Origin of the sequence: Prevotella sp. HJM029, from assembly GCF_000599605.1 — a bacterium.
Taxonomy (GTDB): Bacteria; Bacteroidota; Bacteroidia; order Bacteroidales; family Bacteroidaceae; genus Prevotella.
Genome location: NZ_KK082668.1, coordinates 114,062 through 139,806, shown reverse-complemented (window position 1 = coordinate 139,806; position 25,745 = coordinate 114,062). Strand labels below are relative to the sequence as shown.

The window sequence follows — 25,745 nt, the reverse complement described above, 5'->3', positions numbered from 1 at the left end:
ACATCCCAGTAGCTTTTTTGGATAGAAAATGAAAAAATGGACAATTGAAGATTCTGAGGAACTCTACAATATCAAAGGTTGGGGTACCTCGTATTTTGGCATTAATGACAAGGGCGATGTCTATGTTTCACCCTGCAAAGACAACACCCAGATTGATCTTCGCGACATTATGGATGAATTATCCTTGCGCGATGTCACATCACCCGTGTTGCTACGTTTCCCTGACATATTAGACAACCGCATTGAAAAAACATTCAGTTGCTTCCAAAAAGCCAAGAAAGAATATAACTTTCAGGCCGAGAATTTCATCATTTATCCTATTAAAGTAAACCAAATGCAACCCGTTGTTGAAGAGATTATCTCCCACGGACGCAAGTTTAATTTGGGATTGGAAGCTGGTTCTAAACCCGAACTCCATGCGGTTATTGCTGTGCAATGCCAAAGCGATTCGCTGATCATCTGCAATGGTTATAAGGATGACAGCTATATTGAGTTGGCTTTGTTGGCACAAAAAATGGGCAAAAGAATTTTTATTGTCGTTGAAAAGCTCAACGAATTAGAGGTCATTGCTAAAGCTGCCAAGAAGCTAAAAGTAAAGCCCAATCTTGGAATGCGCATCAAATTGGCCTCTTCAGGGTCAGGAAAATGGGAAGAAAGTGGCGGCGATGCTTCGAAATTTGGCCTCACCAGTGCTGAACTTTTAGAAGCGCTTCAACGGCTTGACGACATGGGGATGCACGATTGTTTACAGCTCATCCACTTTCATATCGGTAGCCAAATCACCAAAATCCGTCGCATTCAAACAGCTCTTCGTGAAGCAGCCCAGTTCTATATCAACCTCCACAAGATGGGCTATGATGTGCAATTTGTGGATTGTGGTGGCGGTTTGGGTGTGGATTATGATGGCACACGCTCCTCAAATAGTGAGAGCTCAGTGAACTATACCATACAAGAATATGTCAACGACTGCGTGTACACGTTTGTTGATGCTGCGGACAAAAATGGCATACAACACCCCAATATCATTACTGAAAGCGGGCGAAGCTTGGCAGCACACCATTCTGTTTTGGTCATTGATGTACTCGAAACGGCCAGCCTCCCCGAAATGAAAGAGGAGTTTGAGCCCAAAGAAACCGACCATCAGTTAGTAAAAGATCTCTACGATATATGGGACAATCTCAACTCACGCACGATGCTTGAGAACTGGCATGATGCCGAACAGATACGCGATGAGGCATTAGAACTCTTCTCACATGGTATTGTCGACCTTAAGACCCGCGCTGAAATCGAGGCCATGTATTGGAGCGTTTGCCACGAGGTGAACATGCTTTGCAAAACCATCAAGCACGTTCCCGAGGAACTTCGCAACTTAGATAAGACTTTAGCCGATAAATATTTCTGCAACTTTTCGCTTTTCCAAAGTCTTCCCGACAGCTGGGCTATTGACCAACTTTTCCCGATTATGCCCATACAACGGCTTGCAGAACGTCCTAATCGCCAAGCAACATTGCAGGATATCACCTGTGATAGCGATGGGAAGATTGCCAATTTTGTCACCGATGGACACGTGAGTCACGTACTCCCCCTGCACACCTTAAAGAAAAACGAACCCTATTACTTAGGCGTTTTCTTAGTCGGTGCTTATCAAGAAATCTTGGGAGACATGCACAATCTCTTTGGCGATACCAACGCTGCCCATATCTCTGTGAAGGATGGAAAATATCATATCGACCAGATTTTTGATGGAGAGACTGTCGAAGAGGTGCTCGATTATGTGCAATACAATCCCAAAAAGCTCGTCAGACAATTAGAACAATGGGTGACCAAGAGCGTCAAACAAGGGAAGATTTCGCTTGAAGAAGGTAAGGAATTCCTCAACAACTATCGTTCAGGTCTCTATGGTTACACCTATCTTGAATAGGATATGGTGATCCATCCCCGCCAACTATTTTAAGGATGTGCCGCATGTGCATCCTTAAAATAGTAACCCTTAGGGATAAAAGTCCATGCCATCTATCGCGGACGCACCTTTTTTTCGCCTCCTTCCCTATTTTTTTTCATACAGCTCACAATACCTTCTGATTTTAATAAGTGTTAATATTAAAATTAATCTGTAACTTCTCCCATTCCCAATCGTCATCCTTATAGCGCGCAAATGAAACATATCAGTTTTAAAAACGATATTCTTCCGCTGAAGAATCAGCTCTTTCGCCTTGCACTTCGCATCACAATGAATCGTGCAGAAGCAGAAGATATTGTGCAAGAAACGCTGATAAAAGTGTGGAATAAACGCGGTCAATGGGAAGAGATAGCATCAATGGAAGCTTTCTGTTTCACCATCTGTCGCAACAAAGCTTTAGATAGCATTAAGAAACAGAGTGCGCATGATGTGCCGCTCGAGGAGCAAACACACAGCACCTCGCCACAGCATTACAACCCCTACGATGACATTATTCACAAAAATCGCTTAGACCTTGTGAAGAAAATCGTAGCCGAACTGCCCGAGAGACAACGCAGTTGCATGCAACTACGCGACTTCGAAGGGAAGACTTATAAAGACATATCGCTGTTGCTTGAACTGACAGAAGAGCAAGTAAAAATAAACATCTATAGGGCAAGACAGACAGTGAAACAACGATTTTTAGAACTCGAAAATTATGGACTATAAATACATATCACAATTATTAGAACGCTACTGGAATGCGGAAACCACCCTGCAAGAAGAGGAAATCCTTAAGGCTTTCTTCCAACAGGACAATGTTCCCGCCGACTTGTTGCGCTATAAAGCCCTCTTTAGCTATGAAGCGCAAGAGGTAGAAGACGACCAATTGGGTGCCGACTTCGACGAGAAGATAATGTCCATGATTTGCGAACCTGAGACGGTGAAAGCTAAAATTATCACCTTCCAGCAAAAGCTTAAGCCACTATTCAAAGCGGCTGCCATTGTGGCAATCATGCTTACTTTGGGCAATGCTGCACAAGTTTCGCTCAAATCAAACTCCAACACTGTCCCCACTGCAGGCACTCCAGCCTTGCAACATGGACAATCGGTAGCGATAAGTGACTCCGCTGCTGTTGACACTTTACAACATAGTTGTATTGAAACGCCACAACAGCCCACACCATCGCTCATCAAATAAGAAGTATTTCTATGCTTTCTCTATAAATCATTTTACATTAAAACAAAAACCGAAGCTGGGAAGTTTCATTTCTCTCAAATGTTTCATAACAGACAACAAGAAAGGCTTGCACTCCACAATGAGTGCGAGCCTTTTGATTTTTTGTAGCTATCATTTTCCGTAAAAGTGTTAGAGCGCCCATAACATCCTATCAAACGCCTCACGATGTACAACCACGACTACAACATAGCACACAGACCGCTTCACAATAGCATGCAAATTAACCCATAAAAGCAATGGAATTAGCCCACAAAGTGGCTTACTTTGCGATGTAATCTCACAGCTTTTACACGATATACCCTTGCTAAAAGACACATAACCTCATCTCACTTCATCCCAATCCCCCATCAACCTCGCTCTCCATGCGCTTTATCTGGCAACGATAGGAACAACCATCTCACCGAAAACAGCGCAGGCTATGCCAAGAGATGAAAACAGACAAGATGCCAACATACACCAGAAGATTGGTAGGAAACGACAGGAACGACATAAAATGATGATAGCAACAAACTTTATCATCAGGCCAGAATAAAACTAATAGAATAACACCTAAAACCTCATTTTATTTACAAAAATCGTTATTTAAACCTCATTTTATTATTAAAATGATAGTTTTTCTTCAAAATGTTTGGTTATATTTTACACATTCATTAACTTTGCACTCTGGATAACGAAACTATCGTTAATAAGATTATAAAATTACTTTTTGAAAGAAGTGATGTTTGTTGATTTCTAAGTTAAATTTTAAAAGAGAAAGATTATGGGAAAAAGACTCTGCTTGTTTCTGGCAGTGCTATTCGTAAGTGTAGGAATAGCGTTCGCCCAAACACAGGTAAATGGAACCGTTGTCTCTGCTGAAGACAGAGAACCTGTTGTAGGTGCTTCGGTGATTGTGACAGGGACAAAAACAGGAACCGTGACAGATGTTGACGGGAAATTCAGCCTCAGCGTGCCCACAGGTGGCAAAATCACGGTGAACTACATTGGCATGCAACCCCAAACCGTTGTGGCAAAACCCAACATGAAGATTACAATGAAAGCTGAGGCCAAAGCCTTAGAAGAAGTCATTGTAACGGGTTATGGCAACGTAAAGAAATCGTCTTTTACGGGTTCCGCAGCGACAATGAACACCAAAGGGCTTGAAGATGTCCCTGTTGTATCAGTAGAAGATAAATTAGCCGGTGGTGTTTCGGGTGTAACCATTACGTCAAAATCGAGTTCTCCCGGCGGAACAAGCAGCATTCGCATTCGTGGAATGGGTTCTATCAATGCAGGAAACGATCCGCTTATCGTGATTGATGGTACACCTGTAAACTCGGGTAATCTCAGTGAATTTGACTATTCTTCTGCAGGAACAAACATTCTTTCGACCATCAATAGTAATGATATTGAGAGCATGACCGTCATTAAAGATGCTGCAGCTGCTTCACTTTATGGGTCGCGTGCAGCCAATGGTGTTATCGTTATCACGACCAAAAGTGGAAAAACGGGTAAGACTCAAGTTGACTTCCGCAGCGATTGGGGTTTCTCCAATATGGCTATCAACTATCGTCCTCAACTCAATGGCGATGACCGCCGAGCAGTATTACTCAAAGGTTTAGAAAACTATTATATCTATAACCAGGGGCAAACGGCAGCGCAAGCAGCAGCTTCTGCCGCTGGTGACATTGATGATTATGCGCCACTTCCTGGCAATGGACAGACCTGGACTGATTGGAAAAAGTTGCTTTTCCGCACAGGTCATCACCAAAACTATCAGGCAAGTGTCTCGGGAGGAAGTGAAAGCACGCGCTTTTATGCTTCATTGGCCTATACCAATCAAGATGGTATCGTAGCTAATACGGGGTTAAAACGTTATACAGGTAATGCCAACCTCTCACATAAGTTTGGCCATTTCAATGTAGATGTAACTACCTTGTTCTCAAAGATGAAACAAAGCTTATCCAATGAGGGTCTCTCTTACATTGCACCTATCATTAACTATGCTTTCCTTCAGAACCCATCTACAAGACCATTTAACAATGATGGGGGTTATAATTTGAAGATTGGCCGTGTACAACGTAATCCTCTTTACGAGCAATTACACACCAGCGACGTGAACAATGTTATTCGTGCATTGAACACTTTAAAGTTGACTTGGCACATTTGGGATGGCCTTAGTGCCAGTGGCAAATTGGCTTATGACTACACCGCAGGTACAGAAGATGTGCTTTGGGATCGCTATTCAGGTGATGGCGGAAGTGTGAATGGCTCGTTACAACGATTGAAGAATGAAGTTAGACAACTAAATTCGCAATTCCAATTGAACTACATCAAGTCGTTTGGCTTGCACAATGTGGATGCTTTAGTAGGCTACGAGACAGAAAACTATCAGTATGCTTATAACTATATGAAAGCTCAAGACTACCCTGGCGACTTGTATGAGATAGGAAATGCTGGTACGACAAATGCTGGTTCCAACACTCAACAATCTAAATTGCTTTCTTATTTAGGACGTGTGAATTACAACTATAACAACCGCTACTATGCAAGCGTCAGCTATCGCCGCGATGGTAGTTCTCGATTGAGTAAAGATAATCGCTGGGGTGATTTTTGGTCGTTATCGGGATCATGGCGTTTCGGCGAAGAAAAGTTCATGGAACCTGTGAATGGTGTAGTCACTGATGGAAAGCTTCGCTTGTCGTATGGTGTGAATGGTACACAACCTTCCTCATACTATGGCTATTTAAACACCTATAGTTATGGCGAATTTTATAATGGAGTATCAGGTATTGGTATCGTAGGCGTAGCTAACCCCGATTTGAAATGGGAGAAGAATAAGACCTTCAACGCAGGGTTAGATTTGACATTCTTAGAGAAATACAACCTAACGTTTGACTATTACACGCGTACAACATCAGATTTGATTTACAATATGCCTATCTCGGCTATCCCAGGCTATTATAGTAAGTCTTATCAAACCGTTATGCCCACCAACATAGGTTCGCTGAGAAACAATGGCTTTGAGCTTACCTTGTCGGCAAACTGGATGAACAAGAAAGATTTTTCTTGGACAACAACGCTCAATATGGCACACAATAGCAACAAAGTGGTTAAGCTCAATGGTTCTGACCGAGTAATGGATAATAGCAATAGCGTGTTGGTTCACCAGGTAGGCTCTCCTTATTATTCTTACTTTGGTTATGAATATGCTGGCGTTGATGCACAAACGGGTAAGGAGCTTTATTACATTAACGATGGTACGGCCAATGCCCGTAACACAACAACGAATGCAAGCCAAGCACAAAGAGTAGTTATAGGCAACAATCAAGCAACTTTACAAGGTGGCATTTCGAACACCATGCGCTGGAAATTTATCGATTTTGGCTTTACATTCACCTATCAACTTGGGGGTGATGCCTTTGATTATACCCGTTGGCAAGAGTCGAATGGTGGCTCAGATTTGTATTTAGGATCGGTTCCAGCCTACTATAAATTGAGTGACATGTGGACTGGCCCTGGTGATACACGTGCAAAATTGCCTAAGTTCCAATATGGAAGCGTATATCAATATTCATCACGTTGGCTGATGCCTTTGGACTATTTACGGTTGAAGAATCTATCATTAGGTTTCTCTGCTCCACAGCAATATCTCCGTTCATTAGGACTCAATAAGGCACGTATTTATTTCTCTGCAGCCAACCTCTTCACGCTCAAATCAGAGAAGTTACGGGTTGATCCAGAAGTACCTGTTACTGGTATTGCAATTTTCCAAACACCAAATTTGCGTACATTCACCTTTGGTGTAGAACTTGGTTTTTAAAAAAGAATGGTTATGAAGATTAGAACATTAATATATAATATAGGTATTGGTGCAGTTCTTACAACAGGATTGACTGCTTGTGGCAGCGACTGGTTAGACGTATCTCCAAGTGATGGTGTGCCCGCAGATGGGGCATTAAAGAACTCTGCTACATTAGAAAGTGCACGCGTAGGCTTGTATAAAGCACTCAAAGGCACTTCGGACATGTCTGACTATTATGGAAGAAACATGTTCGTGTATGGTGAAGTGCGTGGTGAAGATATGCAACATAGCATCTATGGTAGCAACAGAGCTGACTTTTATTATAAGATGGAATATAGCACAGCAAATGATTTCTCGCGTGCAAATTCTGTGTGGCAGTCTCCTTATGTTGTTGTAAGCCGTGCTAACCGAATCATAGAAGCAAACGATTTAAGTGATGCCTCGACAAATGCTGCTACCATCAACCGCATCAAAGCAGAAGCTCGTGTGTTACGTGCCTTAGCTATTTTCGATGTTACTCGTGTCTATGGTAAGCCTTATCTGCAAGACAATGGAGCTTCTTGGGGGGCAGCTTTACCCACGCAAACACTAAATCCTGCAGCAAAAGTCAAACGTAGTACTGTCGCAGAATGTTATACCTTTGTAGAGAATGAACTAAAGGCTGTCATTGCATCGGGCGCTTTGTCGACTGAAAAGACTGAGGGTTATGTGAATCAATGGTTTGCAAAGGGACTGTTATCACGTGTCTATTTAACAAAGGGAGATTATGCCAATGCATTGACATTAGCGAAAGATGTTATTGACAACTCGCCCTATCAGCTTTGGACTCGTGACCAATATGTGCATGCGTGGTATAAAGATGATGCGGCACATGGTAATGAAATGCTGTTTGAAATAGCAGTTAGTAATACGAATGACTGGAATGATCGCGAAGGCTATCCTTACTTAGTAACCGAAGATACGGACAGAGGACCTTCGGGTTATGGTGACATGGTTATCACCAAAGCCTTTTCAGATGCATTGCTTTCAGATGCTAACGACATTAGAAATAATATTGTTGTGGCTCCCACGTCACAAAAAATCATCACTGCAAACACATTCCTTGGCCGTAAAGTCTATTTGCGTAAGTTCGTTGGTTCGACCACACAAACCGACCCTCGCTATTCAAACGTCCCACTGATGCGCTTGTCTGAAATGTATTTAAATGCTGCTGAGGCTGCTTTTAAATTAGGTAACACGACAGATGCTGCAACCTATTTGAATGCAATTATCAGTCATAGAACGACCAGTGCAACAACGGTTACAGCAAGTTCTATCACGGCTGACCGCATTTATATGGAGCGCCGAAAAGAGTTAGTGGGCGAAGGTCATCGTTATTTTGATGCATTACGCAGAGGAGAGACCATCACTCGCTATACCAATGCAACAAATCAAGGATGGCACCAAGTATTAAATGCCGACGTACAATCTTTTAATACGTGGACATTTAAAAAGGAACTCCCTTTAATTCCTTCCATAGAACTGAATGGAAATGATATTCAACAGAATCCTTCCTATTAATTTTTTATGCACACAATAAGTCGTGTGCACCAGGAAGATATCATCAAAAGACTGCCTTTGCGGGCAGTCTTTTTTGTTGTTTTTGGCGACCTTATGACCCAGAACTAAAAAATTTTGGCGAAAAACTGTGTTTTTTCTGAATAAATAGCTATATTTGCAGCCGACAACTAAATACGAAGATAAGGACAAAGAGACTATGGAGCAGAGACAAGCTATACACGACTATACCACAAAACGATGGTTTGGAACGTTGTGGTTGGGTGCTATGTGCACTTTTATGTCAGCACAAGTGAACAATAGTGTTGCTATTTTGCCCACCGACACACCCGAAAAGATTGTTGAAAAGGCGGCCAACGTGCGCCCTTCTGACCGACAATTCCGCTGGCAACGGCAAGAATTGACGGCTTTTCTGCATTTCGGCATGAACACTTTCACTGGAAAGGAATGGGGAGATGGCAAGACTCCTGCCGCAACCTTTAACCCTTCGGGGCTTGATGCCGACCAATGGATTAAAGAGTTAAAGGCTGCTGGGTTTAAAAGTGCTATTCTTACCTGCAAGCACCACGATGGATTTTGCTTGTGGCCATCAGCCTATACTGACTACAGTGTGAAGCAATCGCCTTGGGAAAACGGGCAAGGTGACGTGGTGAAAGCCGTGAGTGATGCCTGCAAAAAATATGGAATGGGCTTTGGAGTGTATCTCTCTCCATGGGATAGGAACTCTGTTTTATATGGCACAGACGCTTACAATGATTACTTTGTAAACCAACTCACCGAACTGTTGACGCACTATGGTGCTGTGAACGAGGTGTGGTTTGATGGTGCCTGCGGTGAAGGTCCGAATGGAAAGAAACAAACTTATGACTTTGTTCGTTGGTATCGGCTCATTCGGAAGCTGCAACCCGAGGCCGTTATTGCAGTGATGGGACCTGATGTGCGCTGGGTTGGAACAGAAACAGGGCGTGGAAGAGACACCGAATGGAGTGTGGTTCCGATGAATAACCTTGACCAAACGGCGATTATGGCCAACTCACAACAGGAGCAATTGCATCAACCTGTGGGGGACATGCGTGGGCAAGATTTGGGCAGTAGGCATGTTATTAAGGATGCCAAGGCATTGGTTTGGTACCCCGCAGAGACGGATGTGTCGATTCGTCCGGGCTGGTTTTATCATCAAGATCAAGATAACAAGGTGAAGACAGCTAAAGAATTGATGGATATTTACTTCACTTCGGTGGGGAAAAACGGCGTGTTGTTGCTCAATGTTCCACCCAATAAGGCGGGGCGATTTGCTGAAGCCGATGTGAACAGTCTGCGTGGATTTGCACAACTTCAGCAACAGATTTTTGGGCATAACCTGCTGAAAGGAGCTACAGTAACGTGTAAGACGATTGCAGGAAAAGGCGCTGCTGTCATCGATAACAACTATGACACAGGCTGTGAACCGAAAGCCATTCAAGGTAAGGCTACCTTTATATTTACCACACCCCAACCAATTTCTTTTAATGTGTTGTCGGTGCAAGAGGATATTCGCAAAGGACAACGTGTGGAGAAATTCAGCTTATCTTACCTGGATGTGCAGGGAAAATGGCAAAAGATTGCTACAGGAACAACCGTCGGACATAAGCGATTGCTGTCGTTCCCGGAGGTAAAGGCGAAGAAAATAAAACTCACGATTGACGAAAGTCGTGGCATACCGACTATTGCTGAAATAGGACTTTATCGGCAACCCTAAAGAAAGTTTCTTGCATATTGATGTGAGAAAGAACAGGGTGTGTTATCAAATGGGGTTAAAGTAATCCCAGAAATACCCTGTAAACAAATATCATTCAAGGAAAAGGAATAAATCATTTACTGCTATACAATGAACAATTAAAATAAATAATGAGTACACATATACCTCAACATTAAATAAGATAATTTGTATTTTGGTAGGGGATAACAATCCATTGAATTTAAACTAAAATTTAAAGTAAATAAAAGTAAACATTAGAATGAAACAAGGGAAACTCTTTCCGTTGAGCGTTCTCTTCCTAACCTGCTGTAGTTTGCAAGCCGCAGCGGAGAGGAATCTGACGACAAACATGGCGCCTGCTGCCACCTTATCGGCGATGCAGAGCGTGAGAGCGCAACAAACAAGTGGTAATGTTAAGATTACCGGAACCGTTGTTGATAACACAGGAGAGCCAGCTATTGGTGCAACTGTACGCGTAAAGAATGGACAACATGGTGTAGTAACCGACATTGATGGTAAATTTACTATTGATGTTCCCAAAGGAAGTACACTCGTTGTGAGTTACATCGGTACGCAAACGCAAGAAGTGCAGGTAGGAAATACACACGATCTTCACATCACCATGCAACCCACAGCGCGCCAAATCGATGAGGTTGTGGTAACTGCTTTGGGTATTAAACGCTCGGAAAAAGCATTAAGTTACAACGTACAAAAGGTTGGAAGTGACCAGCTTACCAACGTGAAGAACGTGAACTTTGTGAACAGTTTGAATGGTGCTGTAGCCGGAGTGAATATCAATGCGTCGACAGCTGGCGTTGGAGGACCGACCCGTGTAGTTATGCGTGGTACGAAATCTATCACTGGTGGCAACAATGTTCTTTATGTGATTGATGGTGTTCCCATGCTCAATAAGAGTGGTGGTGATATTGGTGGCGGCCGCTATTCGAGCCAACCCAGTGGCGAAGGTATTGCGGATATTAACCCCGACGATATTGAAAGTATCAGCGTTTTGACAGGTCCTTCATCTGCAGCCCTTTATGGTTCTGCTGCCGCTAATGGTGTTATCATGATCAATACGAAGCGCGGCACGGAAGGAAAGGTGAAAGTTGCGGTATCAAGCAGCATGGAGTTTTCAAATCCTTTCATCTTGCCTAAGTTCCAAAACACTTATGGTAATAAGGCAGGGTCGTTCTATAGCTGGGGTAATCGGTTAGCAACCCCATCTTCATATGATCCAAAAGATTTCTTCAACACGGGGAATAACTACATCAATTCGGTGACGGTGACAACGGGAACCAAGACCAACAAAACCTATATTTCGGTTGCAACAACGAATGCTACGGGTATATTGCCCAACAATAAATACAATCGTTATAACTTCACTGCACGCAACACGAGTGATTTCCTCAACGACAAACTGCACTTAGATGTCAGTGGAAGCTATATTATCCAGAACACACAGAACATGTATCGCCCTGGAGAATACTACAATCCACTAACAGCTGCCTACCTTTTCCCACGTGGAGAGGACTGGTCTGCAGTAGAATTGTATAAGCGTTATGATGCTTCTCGTAAGCTTGCTACGCAGTATTGGCCCTATGGTGACCAAGGAATGCAGCTACAAAATCCTTACTTCATCGTGAATGATATGATGACACCAACGAACCGTAAGCGCTACATGTTTATGAGTAGTTTGAAATATGACATTCTTTCTTGGTTGAATGTAACGGGACGTGTGCGCGTTGATAACACCAATACAGAGTCAGAAAGCCGTTTCCATGCATCTGGGCAGGGACTCCTTTACGCAGGAACTCATGGCAATGGTATATACAATCATTCCATGGGTAGTGACCAACAGACCTACTTAGACTTTATGTTTAACCTCGATAAAAGTTTCGGAACAGACTATCGTTTGACCGCAAACTTTGGTGCAAGCTTAGAAGATTATCGTTCAAGCAGCGTTGGATTTGGTGGCCCGATATTGAAAGTTCCCAACCTTTTCTCATCGGCTGCACTCGATCCTGCTAACACACGTGCGAACGATTCAGAATTCCGTAAACGCGGAACAGCTATCTTTGCCAGTGCAGAGTTGTCGTGGAAGGACATGCTTTACTTGTCTTTGACGGGCCGTAATGACTGGAGTTCGCTCTTAGTGAATGCGAAAGAACCCTCGTTCTTCTATCCATCTGTAGGCTTATCGGCCATCGTTAGCAAAATGGTTAAATTGCCAGAGGCTATCTCTTTCATGAAGGTGAGAAGCTCTTTTACCGAAGTGGGCTCTCCTATTCCTGATCGTTATCGTGGTGTGACGCGTGGAACAATCACCTATCCTATCGTAGATGGTATTCCTTCTATTCGCACCATTCTGCCTTTCTACGACTTTAAGGCTGAGCGTACCCGTTCATATGAATTGGGTTTAGACTTGAGAATGTTCAATAGTAAGCTCAATTTTGACCTCACATGGTATCATTCAAATACTTATAATCAGACTTTCTTGGCAGAGCTTTCTGCAACATCTCCTTACACGGGTATGTATATTCAAGCAGGCGATATTGCGAACTCTGGTGTAGAAATGTCGTTGGCTTATAACGATAACATCGGCGGTGTTGATTTCGAATCACGCCTCATCTATAGCCGTAATGTGAACAAAGTGAAGAAGTTAGTGCACAACTATAACACGGGAATAGATGGTAAGATTATCAACTTCACAGAGACATCGGCCGGCGGAGGCTATATTCGTGAAGGCGATCGCATGGGTGATGTGTATATAACGAAAGTGTTAAAGCGCGATGCAACAGGTAACATTGCTGTTGGTGCTGATGGTAGTCTCTCGTCAATGGATTTGCCAAATGGTGAACGTTTGCGCATAGGTAATACCAATCCCGACTTTAATATGGGTTGGAGAAACAGCATTTCGTGGAAGGGAGTGAACCTTTCGTTCCTCATTAACGCACGTGTTGGCGGCATTGTTACTTCTGCAACGCAGGCTGTTCTCGACCAATTCGGTGTATCACAAGCGTCTGCTGAAGCACGTGATCGTGGTTATGTTGAGTTGGCTGGCGGCTTAAAAGTTGACCCACAGAAATATTATGAGGTCGTTGCCAACCAGCAATTGTTGGGCTATTACTATTATAATGCAACCAATGTGCGTTTGCAAAATATTAGTCTTAGCTACACCTTACCACGCACATTGCTGGGACAAGGTTGGCCAAGTGTTACCGTTGGTTTCATTGCCAATAATCTTTGGATGATTTATAACAAGGCTCCTTTCGACCCAGAGATTGCTTCTTCAACAGGAACATATGGTCAAGGAAGCGACTATTTCAGTGCACCAAGCTTAAGAAACATTGGTTTCAGCTTGAAGCTCAACTTCTAAAAAATGACAATTATGAAACAAAAAATTTATTCAATACTATGCGTGTCGGCATTAGCTACGACACTCTTCACTGCTTGTCAAGTTGACTTTGAGGACATTAATCGTGACCATCGTCAGCCCACGGAAGCACAATTAGAGCAAGACAACCTCAATGTTGGTGGCTTTGTAACGGCATTCGAAGAGAATATCTTCCCTGTAGGAGCCTCCGGTACAGGCTATGTGAACGACTATCAGATACCTTATACCCTCGGAGGAGCATGTTGGATTGGTTACATGGCGCCCGCAGCTAACAAGTGGGTTGGACGTGGTTTCCCCAGCTTTGCTTTGAAACCTTGGAGCCAATACACTTATAATGTAATGGCTGGAAACGCTTTTCGTAATTGGTTTGACGTGAAAAAGCGCACAACAAACGACCCCGAAGGTTTTGCTATTGCGCAGATTATCAAGATTGCTGCCGTGCATAAAGCTACAGATACCTTTGGTCCTATCCCTTATACCAAGGCAGGTCAAGAAGGGTCTACCGAAGCAGAATATGACGCTCAAGAGGATATTTACAAGGCAATGCTGAAAGAGTTGGACGAAGCGGTGCAGGCTTTGGCCAATGGTGGACATGATGTTTTCCCGAAATATGATATTATCTACGAAGGAAACTATACCAAATGGTGCAAATTTGCAAACGCTTTGATGCTGCGTTTAGCGATGCGTGTGGTCTATGCTAATCCCACATTGGCACAGCAATATGCAGAGAAAGCCATCAATAATCCATATGGTGTCATCGAATCAACACGCGATGCAGCTCAACTATCCAAGGGGGCAGGCGTATCTTTGCGCAATCCTTTGGTTATCATCAATGGCAGTTATAATGATGTTCGCATGGGTGCTGAGATTTCTTCTTACCTCAAAGGCTACAACGATCCACGCATTGCCAGCTACTTTGTGAAAGCAAAAAATAATGGCATTGAAGGATATTATGCCGTTCGAACAAATATTCCGACTACCGATGACTATTTGGATAAAGCCAAATCATCCTCACTTAAGGTGCAAGATGCTACACCTATCTATATCATGAAGGCATCAGAAGTCTATTTCCTTCGTGCTGAAGGTGCCCTCCGTGGTTGGAATATGGGTGGCGGAACGGCCCAATCTTATTACGAGAAGGGTATTGCAACTTCTTTCGAAGAGAATGATTTGAGTGCATCACAAGCAGCAGCCTATGCGGCAAACAGCACGGCTACTCCAGCAAATTTCGTTGATGCTTTGCACTCAGAATACGATACTCCTGCCACATCTACCATCACCATCAAGTGGGAAACAGGAGCAACAAACTTCGAACGCAACTTAGAACGTATCATCACGCAGAAGTATCTTGCCATCTATCCCGATGGACAAGAAGCATGGTCAGAGTATCGTCGCACGGGTTATCCTCGCATTTTCCCTGCCGTACTGACGGCTACAGATTGCGATGTTGATGGCGATCTTCGCCCAACGCGCATTCCTTATTCAAATGATGAGTACATTAAGAATCTGGCGAATGTGAAGAAAGCTGTTCAATTACTCCATGGAGCTGACAACGGTGCAACCCGTCTTTGGTGGGATAAAAAGGTTAAATAACAATTAAAGATTACGTCAATGAAGAAATATTTTATTTTTGGTTGTCTCGCATTGCTCTTCACTGCAACTGCTTGTAGCGATTGGACCGAGACCGAAGGCAAGAATATTGATAAGCTATTAGCTGATGCCGATGCTGCACAAGCTAAGGCTTATGAAGCCTATTTAGAGAACTTACGTGCTTATAAAAAGACCGACCATCCCGTCACCTTTGGATGGTTTGGTGGCTGGAATGGTGAAAGTCCTGCGTCACGTTGTCTCTATAATCTTCCCGATAGCACCGACTTCGTTTCACTATGGGATGGCTTTTCAAACTTAACGGCTGCACAACAAGCCGATTTGAAGCGTGCAAAAGAGGTAAAAGGCATTCGTGCTTTGGCTTGTGCTTTGCTCTTTGATATCGGCAAGGGGGTTACACCTGCACAGCCGGAAGCATCAAAAAATGCTGGCGAATCATGGGAAACCTACAATAAAAAGTATTGGGGTTGGGTCGATGGTGATGAGGCAAAAATTACCATTGCTATCCAAAAATATGCCAATGCCATTTGCGATACCATCTATAAGTACGACTTAGATGGCTTCGATCTCGATGCAGAGCCTAACTATGCACAGCCGTTCCACACGAACAAAGAGATGTGGCAAGGCGACCGCATGAATATCTTTATCCGCACAATGGGCAAGCGTATCGGTCCGAAAGCCGAAACGCCAGAGGGCAGAAAGAAATTGTTGGTTGTTGATGGTGAACCCTATTGGTTCTCTGCTGACATGGCTTTATACTTCAACTACTACATCCTTCAGGCCTACGATTGCCGTTCTTATGCTGACTTAGATAATCGCTTGGGCGGTCTTGTAGCACAATTCTCTTCAAAACAAAGCGAAGAAGAAATTGCCAAGAAACTCATTGTGACAGAGAATTTTGAAGCTCATTCAGGCACAGGCGGTGTGACTTTCACCACACGTGATGGCAAACAAGTGCCCTCTTACATTGGCATGGCTACCTGGCAACCGCTGAGAGGACGCAAAGGTGGTATAGGAAGCTACCACATGGAGAAGGACTATGCAGCTACTCCTGTTTACAAATACTTGCGTCAAGGCATTCAACTCATGAACCCTGCTGTTAAATAATAAAAATAACGAATATGAAACATATTATTAAAGTCTTTGGTATTGCTTCTTTAGCGTGTCTCACATGGGCATGTTCCAATGTTGATTATGACGATGTAGGCGATGAAAGCAAGTTACTCAATGCGGTTTATATTGACGGAGCGGATGTGGCTCCACTGACAAAACTCACAGTTGATGGCACTGGTGGGAAAGCTTCTTTCACCGCACGTGCAGCCAATAAGCTGAGTGGTTCCGTCACCTTGAAGTTTGCTATCGACGAGAATGCGTTGGCAGAATACAATGCAGCTAACGGCACCAACTACAAGTTGTTACCTGCAAACTATTATAGTTTGTCGGCAGAAAATCTCACTCTTGCAGCCAATAGCGTATCGAATGGGGCTATTGATGTCAATGTTCGTCCATTAGGAAACGATTTAGATGCCTCTACCAAATATGCTATCCCTGTAAAATTGGTATCAGCTGAAGGTACAACCTTTTTAGGGTCGAGTGCAACAAAGATATTTGCTATCGACCGAGTGCTTTATACAACCTCTATGCGTCAGCAGGGGTTCTACCTCAAAACAACATTTGCAACTCCTTATACGGGCTTGCAAGAGTGGACGATGTCGTATGCTATAAAGCTCGATCGTAACAAAGATAATCAGGCAGTGCTCTCACCTGACTTCTATTCTCGCGTCACTGCTGATGGCGCTTTGCAAATGAAGGTAGGTGAAACTGACGATCCTAAGGCGTTTGCTAAAACCAAACTCCAGCCCGGTAAGTGGTATTACATCGCATGGGTATATAATCGTCAACACGTGAAATGCTATCTCAATGGTGTGCTCGACAATGAGTTTGACGTGCCAAAGGTGGAAACTTTCACGAAGATGAATATGAGTTGGGGTGCATTTGAAGGTTATGTTCGCGAGATACGTCTCTACAACAAGGCACTCACCGCATTCCAAGTGATGGATAATCTCTATATTGAAACGCCCGAAAATCCTAATTTGTTGTTCTACGCGCCACTCAATCAGCAGACTGGTGTGAAGGATGTTTCCAAGAACCATCATGCTATTAAGGTGTATGTTGCAGGTTCTAACACGAACGAATACAATCAAAATTCGATTACTTGGCACAACGAACACTTTCCCGAATAATCCATATTTTTAAATAAAACAAAATGAAAACAAACATATATATCATCGCATTCGCATGCGTAGCTACAGCCTTTACGGGCTGTAGCCCCGACTATAACTACGATGGCGAATATGATGTTGCAGGCTATTTCAGTGGTTCTGACCCACGTAACAACCTCATCAGTTTCCCATCCAATGTGCAAGAATACGATAATGCGTTTACAGCAGGAATCCCTGTTGGGCAAGATAGCCACACCTTTACTTTCACTGCGCGCATTAGTCGCAACTTAACAGCACCCACAAAAGTGCAAGTTGCCTATGCTGCTGATGCTCCTTTGCTCACCACTACCTATAAAGACTATCAAGTAGTTGCAGCTAATCAATTGGCTATTCCTAACAATGGCGCTTTCGAATGGAACAAAGATAGCATACAACAACAAGTTTCTTTAACTGTAAATAGCCTTGGCACTTTAACAAAGCCTTCAGTAGTTCCTGTTCGCATCATGCCTACTACCGAAGCTCTGTCAAGTCCTTCTACAGTAAAGCAAGACTATGCTTACATTCTCATTCAACCTAAAGAGATGTGGTCTGCAGAACTCGATGGCGATGGAGCAACCGTGAGAATGACGGGCTTGGGTAATAGTTACACGGGCTCTACAGCACTCAATGTGTTGTTTGCTACCGAAAAAGTTGTGCGTGAGAACTGCAAAGTGGGACTCGAGCGCGACAATACGCTCTTCAAAAGCAATAGCGGTAAGGAGTTGGCTCCCGAGGGAATCTCTACCACTACGCAAGTAGATGCCACCAATCAAGAGTATGTTCAGGCTACCGTGCACCTACAACATGCCGAGAAATTCACTGCAGCAGGAGAGTATGTACTTCCTATGCGTGCCGTATTCTACGACAAAGATGGCAACAAACACAACATCGCAGGTGGCGAGGTGCTCATTCCTATTAATGTTGTTGATGTCGCTTTCGCAAACGCAGCAGCTACACCTTCAGGCACAATGATACCCAGTAGCAACTATCAGCTTTCACTGTCTACTCCGTTGCAGTATGGAACGATTGAAAATCTTACCGATGGCGATACCGATCAATATGGTTATTTACCAAATGGAACATCGACTTTGACCATTGATTTAAACCAAACGACAAATGTGAAGGGCATCAGAATCGGTATGTATATCCTCACAGGATTTGAATATTATACTGAAAAAGTACGTGTGTATGGTAGCACCAATGGCACCAAATGGTTGCCACTGTCCGAAGATATTCATTTGAATGGGACCACTTGGAATAACATCAACGCAACAAAACCTGTCAATGTGCGCTATTTGAAATTAGAATTTGGTGTTTCTGATTATCTCGGTTCATTATCTGAAATCGAGATCTATAAATAAACTTCATTCGTTATAACGACGAAAACAAAGCGAGCTACATCGCGGATACGTTCTATCCAAGATGCAGTTCGCTTTTTGTTTATACTGCGTGCCTAAACTTATTTCAATACCTTTACATACAGCGGCTGCTCATTGTAGCATGTGATAACATTGCAAAATAGTAGAGATTGATGTGTAAAAGCATATCAAGTTTGTCGTTGCAATATTACTCTTTTTCTGTGAAAATAGCAACTAAAAGGGATAGGAAAATGAAACCTATCCCTCAAAATGCACTTCTCTTTCAAAGAGAATGTCGCCATAGTGCGCGTTTGTGCATTGCATTTATTTTAAAAAGAACGTCTCGCGGGATTGCATAATACCATCCATGTTAGTTGAAGCCCACGACAGAAGGTTGTCGATAAGTGGTAAGAGACTCTTGCCACGTGACGTTAATTCATACTCAACCCGGGGTGGAATCTCGGGGTAGGCCTTACGAATGATGAGTCCATCCGCTTCTAAAGTCTTTAGCGTTGTGGTCAACATTTTTTGCGAAATGTCGGGGATATTGCGCTGAAGTTCCTTGAAACGAATGGTGGGTGTGCTCTCTAACGTGAACAAAACCAACATGGACCATTTGTCACCCACCCTATTCAACACGTTACGAACAGGGCATTTAGGATATAGAGAATCACGGATTTCACTACGTGTCATAACGATATATTTTGTATATTACACTACAAAAGTAACTATTGTAGATAGTCTTGTGAAATCTTTAAAGTTAAACAATGTAAAACCTCAGCCCACAAACGCCTCTTTTCATCCATTACTTACCTCCATGTAACCACCTCACTTTGGCGTGCCTACTTGTATTGCTTGCAAATAGCAGCTACCTTTGCAACCGAAATAAAATGAGCATTAAACAACCATTTAAACAAAAAAGCATAATGAAAAAAGTAGCAACAATTCAAAATGGCAAGAATTTCAGTGCCGTAAACGTAGGTAAACTTAGTGAGATCAAAGACTATGTACTGCAGCTTTCGCCCGAAGTAGCCATCCCGGGGAAGGTGTTTGTGGGACAGGATTTAGGCACAACGGGCTGTGAACTCTCATTTCAAAGTCTCGTTCCAGGCCAAGACAGTGGCTTTTTACACACCCATAAAACCCACGAGGAACTTTATTTCATTCTTAAAGGCGAAGGACAATATCAAGTAGACGGCAACATTTTCCCCGTGAGCGAAGGGAGTATTGTGCGTGTTTCTCCTGCTGGGAAGCGCGCTTTAAAAAACACAGGCAAGGACGAAATGCTCATGCTTTGTGTGCAATATAAGGCTAACAGCTTCACAAAGAGCGACGACATCAACGAAGACGGTACTATTTTGAATGATAAGTTGGCATGGTAGTTGCAGCCTACAAGCATCGCACTACAAAGGTATCGCGCCGTAGCAAATGGATAATGTAGATTAAAACAAAGGAGCAATATGCGGCCACTCCGTCACAATTTCCTTGAAGTTGTTTCGTGGGTGGCCGCATTTTTTTGTAGCGTATTGGGAAATGCTTGTTTCAAATCCATAGCAAATGCGAAGAAGCGAAACCTGTACCCGGTTTATTTCCCCCGCATCTCTCATTCCATGTTGGCACATTGCATTCACCAACGTGAGGCTATCGGAAACGCAACGCGCACCGAGTTGCCACCCCATCTCTCCTTGACTCTCTTGCTGCTCGGCCAACATCACAAAACAAGGTGATGGAGGTTGCCATCTCATCTCTCTCCTATCATCCTGCCACTCGGGTGGTATCATGCGACAATAGGATGAGGATTGCCGTACTATTTTTCCCTGATGGTTTTACTACTTGGTTGGTATGATGAAACAATGTGTTAGAGATTGTCGCACAATATAGCATAGATTAGGGCGTAATAAGGTGCAGATTACAACACAAAATAGTGCAGATTAGTGGGGCCTCTGTCGCACGTTCTGTTTCCATTGCCCTCGTCCTCGTGCAGATTGTGTTTGCTTATGTCATAGGGATTGCGTAATTTTGCACAACGATTATTTTCACAATGAGACAATTTATCATGGCAGCTTTGTTGCTGCTTTCTCTATCTGCTGCGGCACAGCAACTTGTTATTGACTGTCCCGATACGGTTTTGTTACACCAACACCGATTTACCGATGCCACAGGCCGTACCACAAAGTTATTGCTTACGCGCGAAGGCTTCGCTTTTTACAATGTGCCTCAGTTGAAACAACGCACGGCACTCACGCTACAACTGTCGTCGGGGCAGACACTTTGCATGGTGATTGAGCCAGGAAAAACACAGCAAGTGAAGCTCACCCGCGATAAAACACAACGTGTGCGTGCTGTTTATAAAGGCGCAAACGTTGCCTTAGCCGAACTACTCACAGCACAAAATGCTTTTGAAACGGCTACCAATCCGCGCTATGGACTCATCAACGACAAAGAAGCTCGTCACCATTTAGAGCATCAATACATGGCATTAAAGAAAATGATTGAGAAGCAAATCGACTTTTTGCCGAATGACCCCTCGCGGCAGCAACGCTTGATCAGCAACCAACAACGCTACCTCAATGCGGCATTGGCCAGCATTATTGCCGAAGCCTATCAACAACATAAGAACCCATCGCGCAACAGTCTTTATCAAACATTGATTGCACAGGTTGACTTAAACGACACAACGCTGCAAAACAGGCCGCTCATTGACTACTATGTGCGGGGGAAAATGCAGGCCGAAGTAGGTAAAGATACGCCCGTAAGCAACTATGCTGTGGCCTATTTGCAGACCGTAAACAGCCACCTTAAGAACGAAAAGCTGCGACAGGTGCTCACAGATTCCATCCTCAACCGAATGGTAAACGAAAGCACCGAAACACAGTTAGACTCGTTTTGGACGGCTGCCCAACCGCTTGTTGCGCCGCAACTGTTAAAGCGTTATCAAGAAAAAGTGAACACAAAGAAGCTCATGATGAACGGCATTGCTTGTCCCGACCTCACGTTTAGCGACCTAAAAGGCACATTGCACCATCTCAAAACTTTCTTTGGCAGTTATATATTGTTAGAATTATGGACCACATGGAGCGAGCAAAGCATGCGCGAACGCCCCTATATGGCACAGCAAGTGGCACGCTATCAAAACCAACCTCGACTGAAATGTATCAGCATCAGTTTAGATGAAAATCGGCGTGCATGGGAGCAACAGATTGCTCTTGAGAACCCTTCTTGGCCCCAATTCTATGCGGATAAAAAACAAAACGATGTGATATCTGACGGAATCTCGGTTGACGATGTCCCACGTTTTGTACTCATTCAACCCGATGGAAGGATTTATGATGCCAACATGTTGCGACCTTCTGACCCACTTTTCAGTCGAAAATTGGATCGCATTCTATCTGCACATTAAACGGATTAAGACGCCTGTACCACTGACGTACAGGTGTTTTTTGAATTGAATTTCTGCCACTTTGTTCCAAACAAAAGACATTTTTATGGTCGAAACGTGGTCAATATCGATGAAAAAGCCGTAACTTTGCCCCAGCTTTAAGGAAGTTTGAGTGAAAATAAAGATAAAAGAAACTTCCATCACACCGGAGGATTATCGCCCAATGTTATGGTTAGGAGGGGCGCAAAACCTTCGACATAACAAGAAATAATTTGAAAACATTTGAAGAATTAGGCGTGAACGAAAATATTCGTCGCGCGATTGAAGAATTAGGTTTCGAACATCCGATGCCTGTTCAAGAAGAAGTTATCCCCTATTTGTTGGGCAACAAAAACGACGTCATTGCTTTAGCACAAACGGGAACAGGTAAAACAGCAGCCTTTGGCTTACCCGTGTTGCAAAAAATTGACGCAGCAAACAAAGCTATTCAGGCCATCATTTTGAGCCCCACACGCGAGCTTTGTGTGCAAATTGCCGATGATTTAAAAGATTTCAGCAAATATATCGATGCCCTTCATGTGGTAGCGGTTTATGGAGGTGCTGACATTCGTCCACAAATTAAAGCTATTAAACATGGCGCACAGATCATCGTTGCTACGCCAGGACGCTTGGTTGACTTAATTAATCGTGGTGTAATGGTGCTTGATGCGGTGAACAATGTGGTGCTCGACGAAGCCGATGAAATGCTTAACATGGGTTTCTCGGATAGTATCAACGCCATTTTTGAGCAGCTTCCCGACAACCGCAACACCTTGCTCTTCTCTGCAACAATGAGTCGCGACGTAGAGAAAGTGGCGAAAAGCTATTTGCATGACTATAAGGAAATTGTGGTAGGGAGTCGCAATGAAGGAGCCGAACACGTCAATCACATCTATTATTTGGTGCATTCGAAGGACAAATACTTAGCACTCAAGCGTATTGTTGATTTCTATCCCCGCATTTTCGCCATCATTTTTTGTCGCACAAAGATTGAAACGCAAGAGATAGCCGATAAACTTATCAAAGATGGTTATAATGCAGAAGCCTTGCATGGCGACCTCAGTCAGCAGCAACGCGACCTCACTATGCAGAAGTTTCGGCAGCATCATGTGCAGTTTCTCGTGGCAACCGATGTGGCAGCACGTGGCTTAGATGTGAACGATTTAACGCATGTCATCAATTATGGCTTGCCCGATGATATCGAAAGTTACACACACCGCAGCGGAAGAACAGGACGTGCGGGAAAGAAAGGAACATCCATTAGCATCATCCATATCAAAGAAAAATGGAAGGTGAAGCAGATAGAGAAACAAATTGGAAAGGACTTTATTGACGGAGAGCTTCCCAAACCCGAAGAAATCTGCAAAAAACAACTTTTCAAAGTGATGGATGACCTCATGAAGACGGATGTGGATGAAGACCAGATTGCCCCCTATATGGACGACATCATGCGCCAATTTGAATATGTAGACAAGGAGGATTTAATCAAGAAAATGGTAACGGTTACTTTCGGACGTTTTCTGGATTACTATGAGCATGCGCCCGAAATCGAGAAGCCTGTGATGGGGAAAAACGCCCGAGGTGAACGCGATAGCCAAAAGATGCGTGGGAAAGTCAGCAACGGACGACGCAAACACGAGGCTGAAGCAGGCTATAAACGGCTGTTTATCAACCTCGGAAAGAGTGATGGATTCTATCCTGGTGAAATCATGCAATATATCAACAAGCACGTGCATGGACGCCAAGATGTTGGGCACATTGACCTACTTCAGAAGTTTGCTTATATCGAAGTGCCTGAAGAAGATGCACGAAAAGTGATGAAAGCCCTCAACGGAACAATCTATAAAGGACGGGAAGTGAGATGCAATGATGCAGATGAAGAGGGACACGGACGTAGCAACCGTAGTGCATCGCGCAATGAACGAGTAGGAAAAGTGGCACGAGGTGGAGGCCGAAAGGGAAAGGACTATGATCAGAAAGGCGGTCGAACAAAACCTAAACCCCAAACCGACGAAACGGATTGGCGTAGCCTCATCAATGGGAAAGACTTCAAACTGAAAGGCGAAGAGCCCGACTTTAGCGAAGAGGGATGGGCTCGACGCCGACCCAAAAAGAAATAACATGCAGTTCTAACAACGCATGATTACTCTCTAAAAGGCCTATAACAAATGACTCTCCAAACGAAAAAAACATTAAATCGCATAGGAGGTTGCTTGTTATAGGCTCTTTATTTTATAAATTTGCTCACATGGAAACCCATACTCTGTTAAATAAGATGCGGTTTCTACTATCATAAATATCAATCAATATTCAGCGATTATGAACAAAATGTTAATGGTTTCTGCCCTACTCGCAGCCACACAAATGGCTCACGCAGCAAAAGGAAACTTCACGATTAAGGCCAATTTAAAGAACTTTGGCGACTCAATTGTGGCCTTCATCCCACAAGGAGACGATTACAAACGCGACACCATCATTGCAAAGAACGATAAGTTTACGGCAACTTTTGACATCAAAGAACCTGCTCAAATTTATCTTCTTTCGATGCGAACCCTGCATCGTTTGGAGCGCAAGCAAATAGATTTGATAGCCATTCCCAATGAAACGGCTGAACTAACTGGTGATGCAACAACTCGTTTTGATATTGCAGGAAGCGCTTTTTACAAGCAGTATCAAGAGCTACATAAGGTCATAGAACAAGCTGAAACGCCTATAAAAGAGCTTGGAGAAGCGCTTAGCAAACGTTTACAAGCAGGCGAAGACCGCAATAAAGTCATGGACGAATATGAGGAAAAGTCTGTTGAACTCGAAAAGAAGGAACACGAGATGCTGACGCAATTCATCAAAACGCATGCGGATTGGGAGACCAGTGCTGTAGCCATTGCACACATGAGTGGCGAGAAAATGGAAGATGCTGTGGCGCTTTTGTCTAATCGTGTGAAGGCCGGTCGTATGAAAGCATTCTACGAAAAACAGGTCAAAGCCTACAAAGATAGGATGGAAGCTGAGAAAAAGGCAAAGACTGCACAGGCTTCAGGCGCAGTAGCTCCTACGTTTACACTCAACGATATTAATGGCAAACCGCTATCACTTGCAAGCCTGCAAGGCAAGTATGTCGTATTAGATTTCTGGGGATCGTGGTGTATTTGGTGCATCCGTGGTATCCCAGAGATGAAGAACTACTATCAGAAGTATTCGGGTAAATTTGAAATTTTGGGCATCGACTGCAATGATACCGAAGCAAAATGGAAAGAAGCTGTAAAGAAACATGAGATACCTTGGTTGCATGTTTACAACCCACGCGATAGCAAAGTGCTCTCAGACTATGCTATTCAAGGCTTCCCAACAAAGATTATTGTGGGACCAGATGGCAAAATTGTGAAGACTTTTGTGGGAGAAGACCCAAGCTTCTACCAATATTTAGACGAGTTATTTGGTAAGTAAGCAA

General features: G+C 43.5%; 16 protein-coding genes. 15 read left to right on the top strand and 1 reads right to left on the bottom strand.

Annotation, left to right across the window (positions count from 1 at the left end; genetic code table 11):
* Positions 1-28: 28 nt before the first annotated feature.
* The 11 genes from speA to X919_RS0109305 all read left to right on the top strand — a co-directional run bounded on the left by speA (position 29) and on the right by X919_RS0109305 (position 18,882).
* Positions 29-1,921, top strand: coding sequence for a biosynthetic arginine decarboxylase (gene speA, locus X919_RS0109355; protein WP_028899887.1), 1,893 nt, complete (start codon positions 29-31; stop codon positions 1,919-1,921).
* Between the two features lie 234 nt (positions 1,922-2,155).
* Complete coding sequence (locus tag X919_RS0109350; protein WP_028899886.1) at positions 2,156-2,668, top strand: RNA polymerase sigma factor; 513 nt, start codon at positions 2,156-2,158, stop codon at positions 2,666-2,668.
* On the top strand, positions 2,658-3,140 hold the full coding sequence (locus tag X919_RS0109345) for a hypothetical protein (protein WP_028899885.1): 483 nt from the start codon (positions 2,658-2,660) through the stop codon (positions 3,138-3,140). The genes X919_RS0109350 and X919_RS0109345 overlap by 11 nt, the downstream gene beginning before the upstream one ends.
* 799 nt (positions 3,141-3,939) lie before the next feature.
* On the top strand, positions 3,940-6,981 hold the full coding sequence (locus X919_RS0109340) for a SusC/RagA family TonB-linked outer membrane protein (RefSeq protein ID WP_028899884.1): 3,042 nt from the start codon (positions 3,940-3,942) through the stop codon (positions 6,979-6,981).
* Positions 6,982-6,993: 12 nt separating this feature from the next.
* Complete coding sequence (locus tag X919_RS0109335; RefSeq protein WP_028899883.1) at positions 6,994-8,523, top strand: RagB/SusD family nutrient uptake outer membrane protein; 1,530 nt, start codon at positions 6,994-6,996, stop codon at positions 8,521-8,523.
* A 196-nt stretch (positions 8,524-8,719) separates the two neighbouring features.
* The gene (locus tag X919_RS0109330; protein WP_028899882.1) at positions 8,720-10,258 is read left to right on the top strand and encodes an alpha-L-fucosidase; all 1,539 of its coding nucleotides are present in this window, start codon (positions 8,720-8,722) and stop codon (positions 10,256-10,258) included.
* A 259-nt stretch (positions 10,259-10,517) separates the two neighbouring features.
* The gene (locus X919_RS0109325; RefSeq protein ID WP_028899881.1) at positions 10,518-13,634 is read left to right on the top strand and encodes a SusC/RagA family TonB-linked outer membrane protein; all 3,117 of its coding nucleotides are present in this window, start codon (positions 10,518-10,520) and stop codon (positions 13,632-13,634) included.
* A 12-nt stretch (positions 13,635-13,646) separates the two neighbouring features.
* Entirely contained in the window at positions 13,647-15,245 is a 1,599-nt protein-coding gene (locus X919_RS0109320) for a SusD/RagB family nutrient-binding outer membrane lipoprotein (RefSeq protein ID WP_028899880.1), read from the top strand.
* An 18-nt stretch (positions 15,246-15,263) separates the two neighbouring features.
* Positions 15,264-16,367: a glycoside hydrolase family 18 gene (locus X919_RS0109315; protein ID WP_028899879.1), complete on the top strand. Its 1,104-nt coding sequence runs from the start codon at positions 15,264-15,266 to the stop codon at positions 16,365-16,367.
* Between the two features lie 14 nt (positions 16,368-16,381).
* Positions 16,382-17,503 (top strand): DUF1735 and LamG domain-containing protein, encoded by a 1,122-nt coding sequence (locus X919_RS0109310; RefSeq protein ID WP_028899878.1) that lies wholly within the window; start codon positions 16,382-16,384, stop codon positions 17,501-17,503.
* 23 nt (positions 17,504-17,526) lie between these two features.
* On the top strand, positions 17,527-18,882 hold the full coding sequence (locus X919_RS0109305) for a discoidin domain-containing protein (protein WP_028899877.1): 1,356 nt from the start codon (positions 17,527-17,529) through the stop codon (positions 18,880-18,882).
* A gap of 321 nt (positions 18,883-19,203) precedes the next feature.
* On the opposite strand, the gene X919_RS0109300 is transcribed toward X919_RS0109305, so the two are convergent.
* Positions 19,204-19,572 (bottom strand): winged helix-turn-helix transcriptional regulator, encoded by a 369-nt coding sequence (locus tag X919_RS0109300; protein WP_025069708.1) that lies wholly within the window; start codon positions 19,570-19,572, stop codon positions 19,204-19,206.
* A 233-nt stretch (positions 19,573-19,805) separates the two neighbouring features.
* Here X919_RS0109300 and X919_RS0109295 point away from each other — a divergent pair, with 233 nt between their 5' ends.
* The 4 genes from X919_RS0109295 (at position 19,806) to X919_RS0109275 (ending at position 25,741) form a co-directional block, all read left to right on the top strand.
* A complete protein-coding gene (locus tag X919_RS0109295) occupies positions 19,806-20,261 on the top strand; it encodes a cupin domain-containing protein (protein ID WP_025069707.1) in 456 nt (151 codons plus the stop codon).
* Positions 20,262-20,920: 659 nt separating this feature from the next.
* On the top strand, positions 20,921-22,279 hold the full coding sequence (locus X919_RS0109285) for a TlpA family protein disulfide reductase (protein WP_028899875.1): 1,359 nt from the start codon (positions 20,921-20,923) through the stop codon (positions 22,277-22,279).
* 251 nt (positions 22,280-22,530) lie between these two features.
* Positions 22,531-24,417, top strand: coding sequence for a DEAD/DEAH box helicase (locus tag X919_RS0109280; protein ID WP_028899874.1), 1,887 nt, complete (start codon positions 22,531-22,533; stop codon positions 24,415-24,417).
* Between the two features lie 199 nt (positions 24,418-24,616).
* Entirely contained in the window at positions 24,617-25,741 is a 1,125-nt protein-coding gene (locus X919_RS0109275; protein WP_028899873.1) for a TlpA disulfide reductase family protein, read from the top strand.
* The last annotated feature ends 4 nt before the right edge of the window (positions 25,742-25,745 follow it).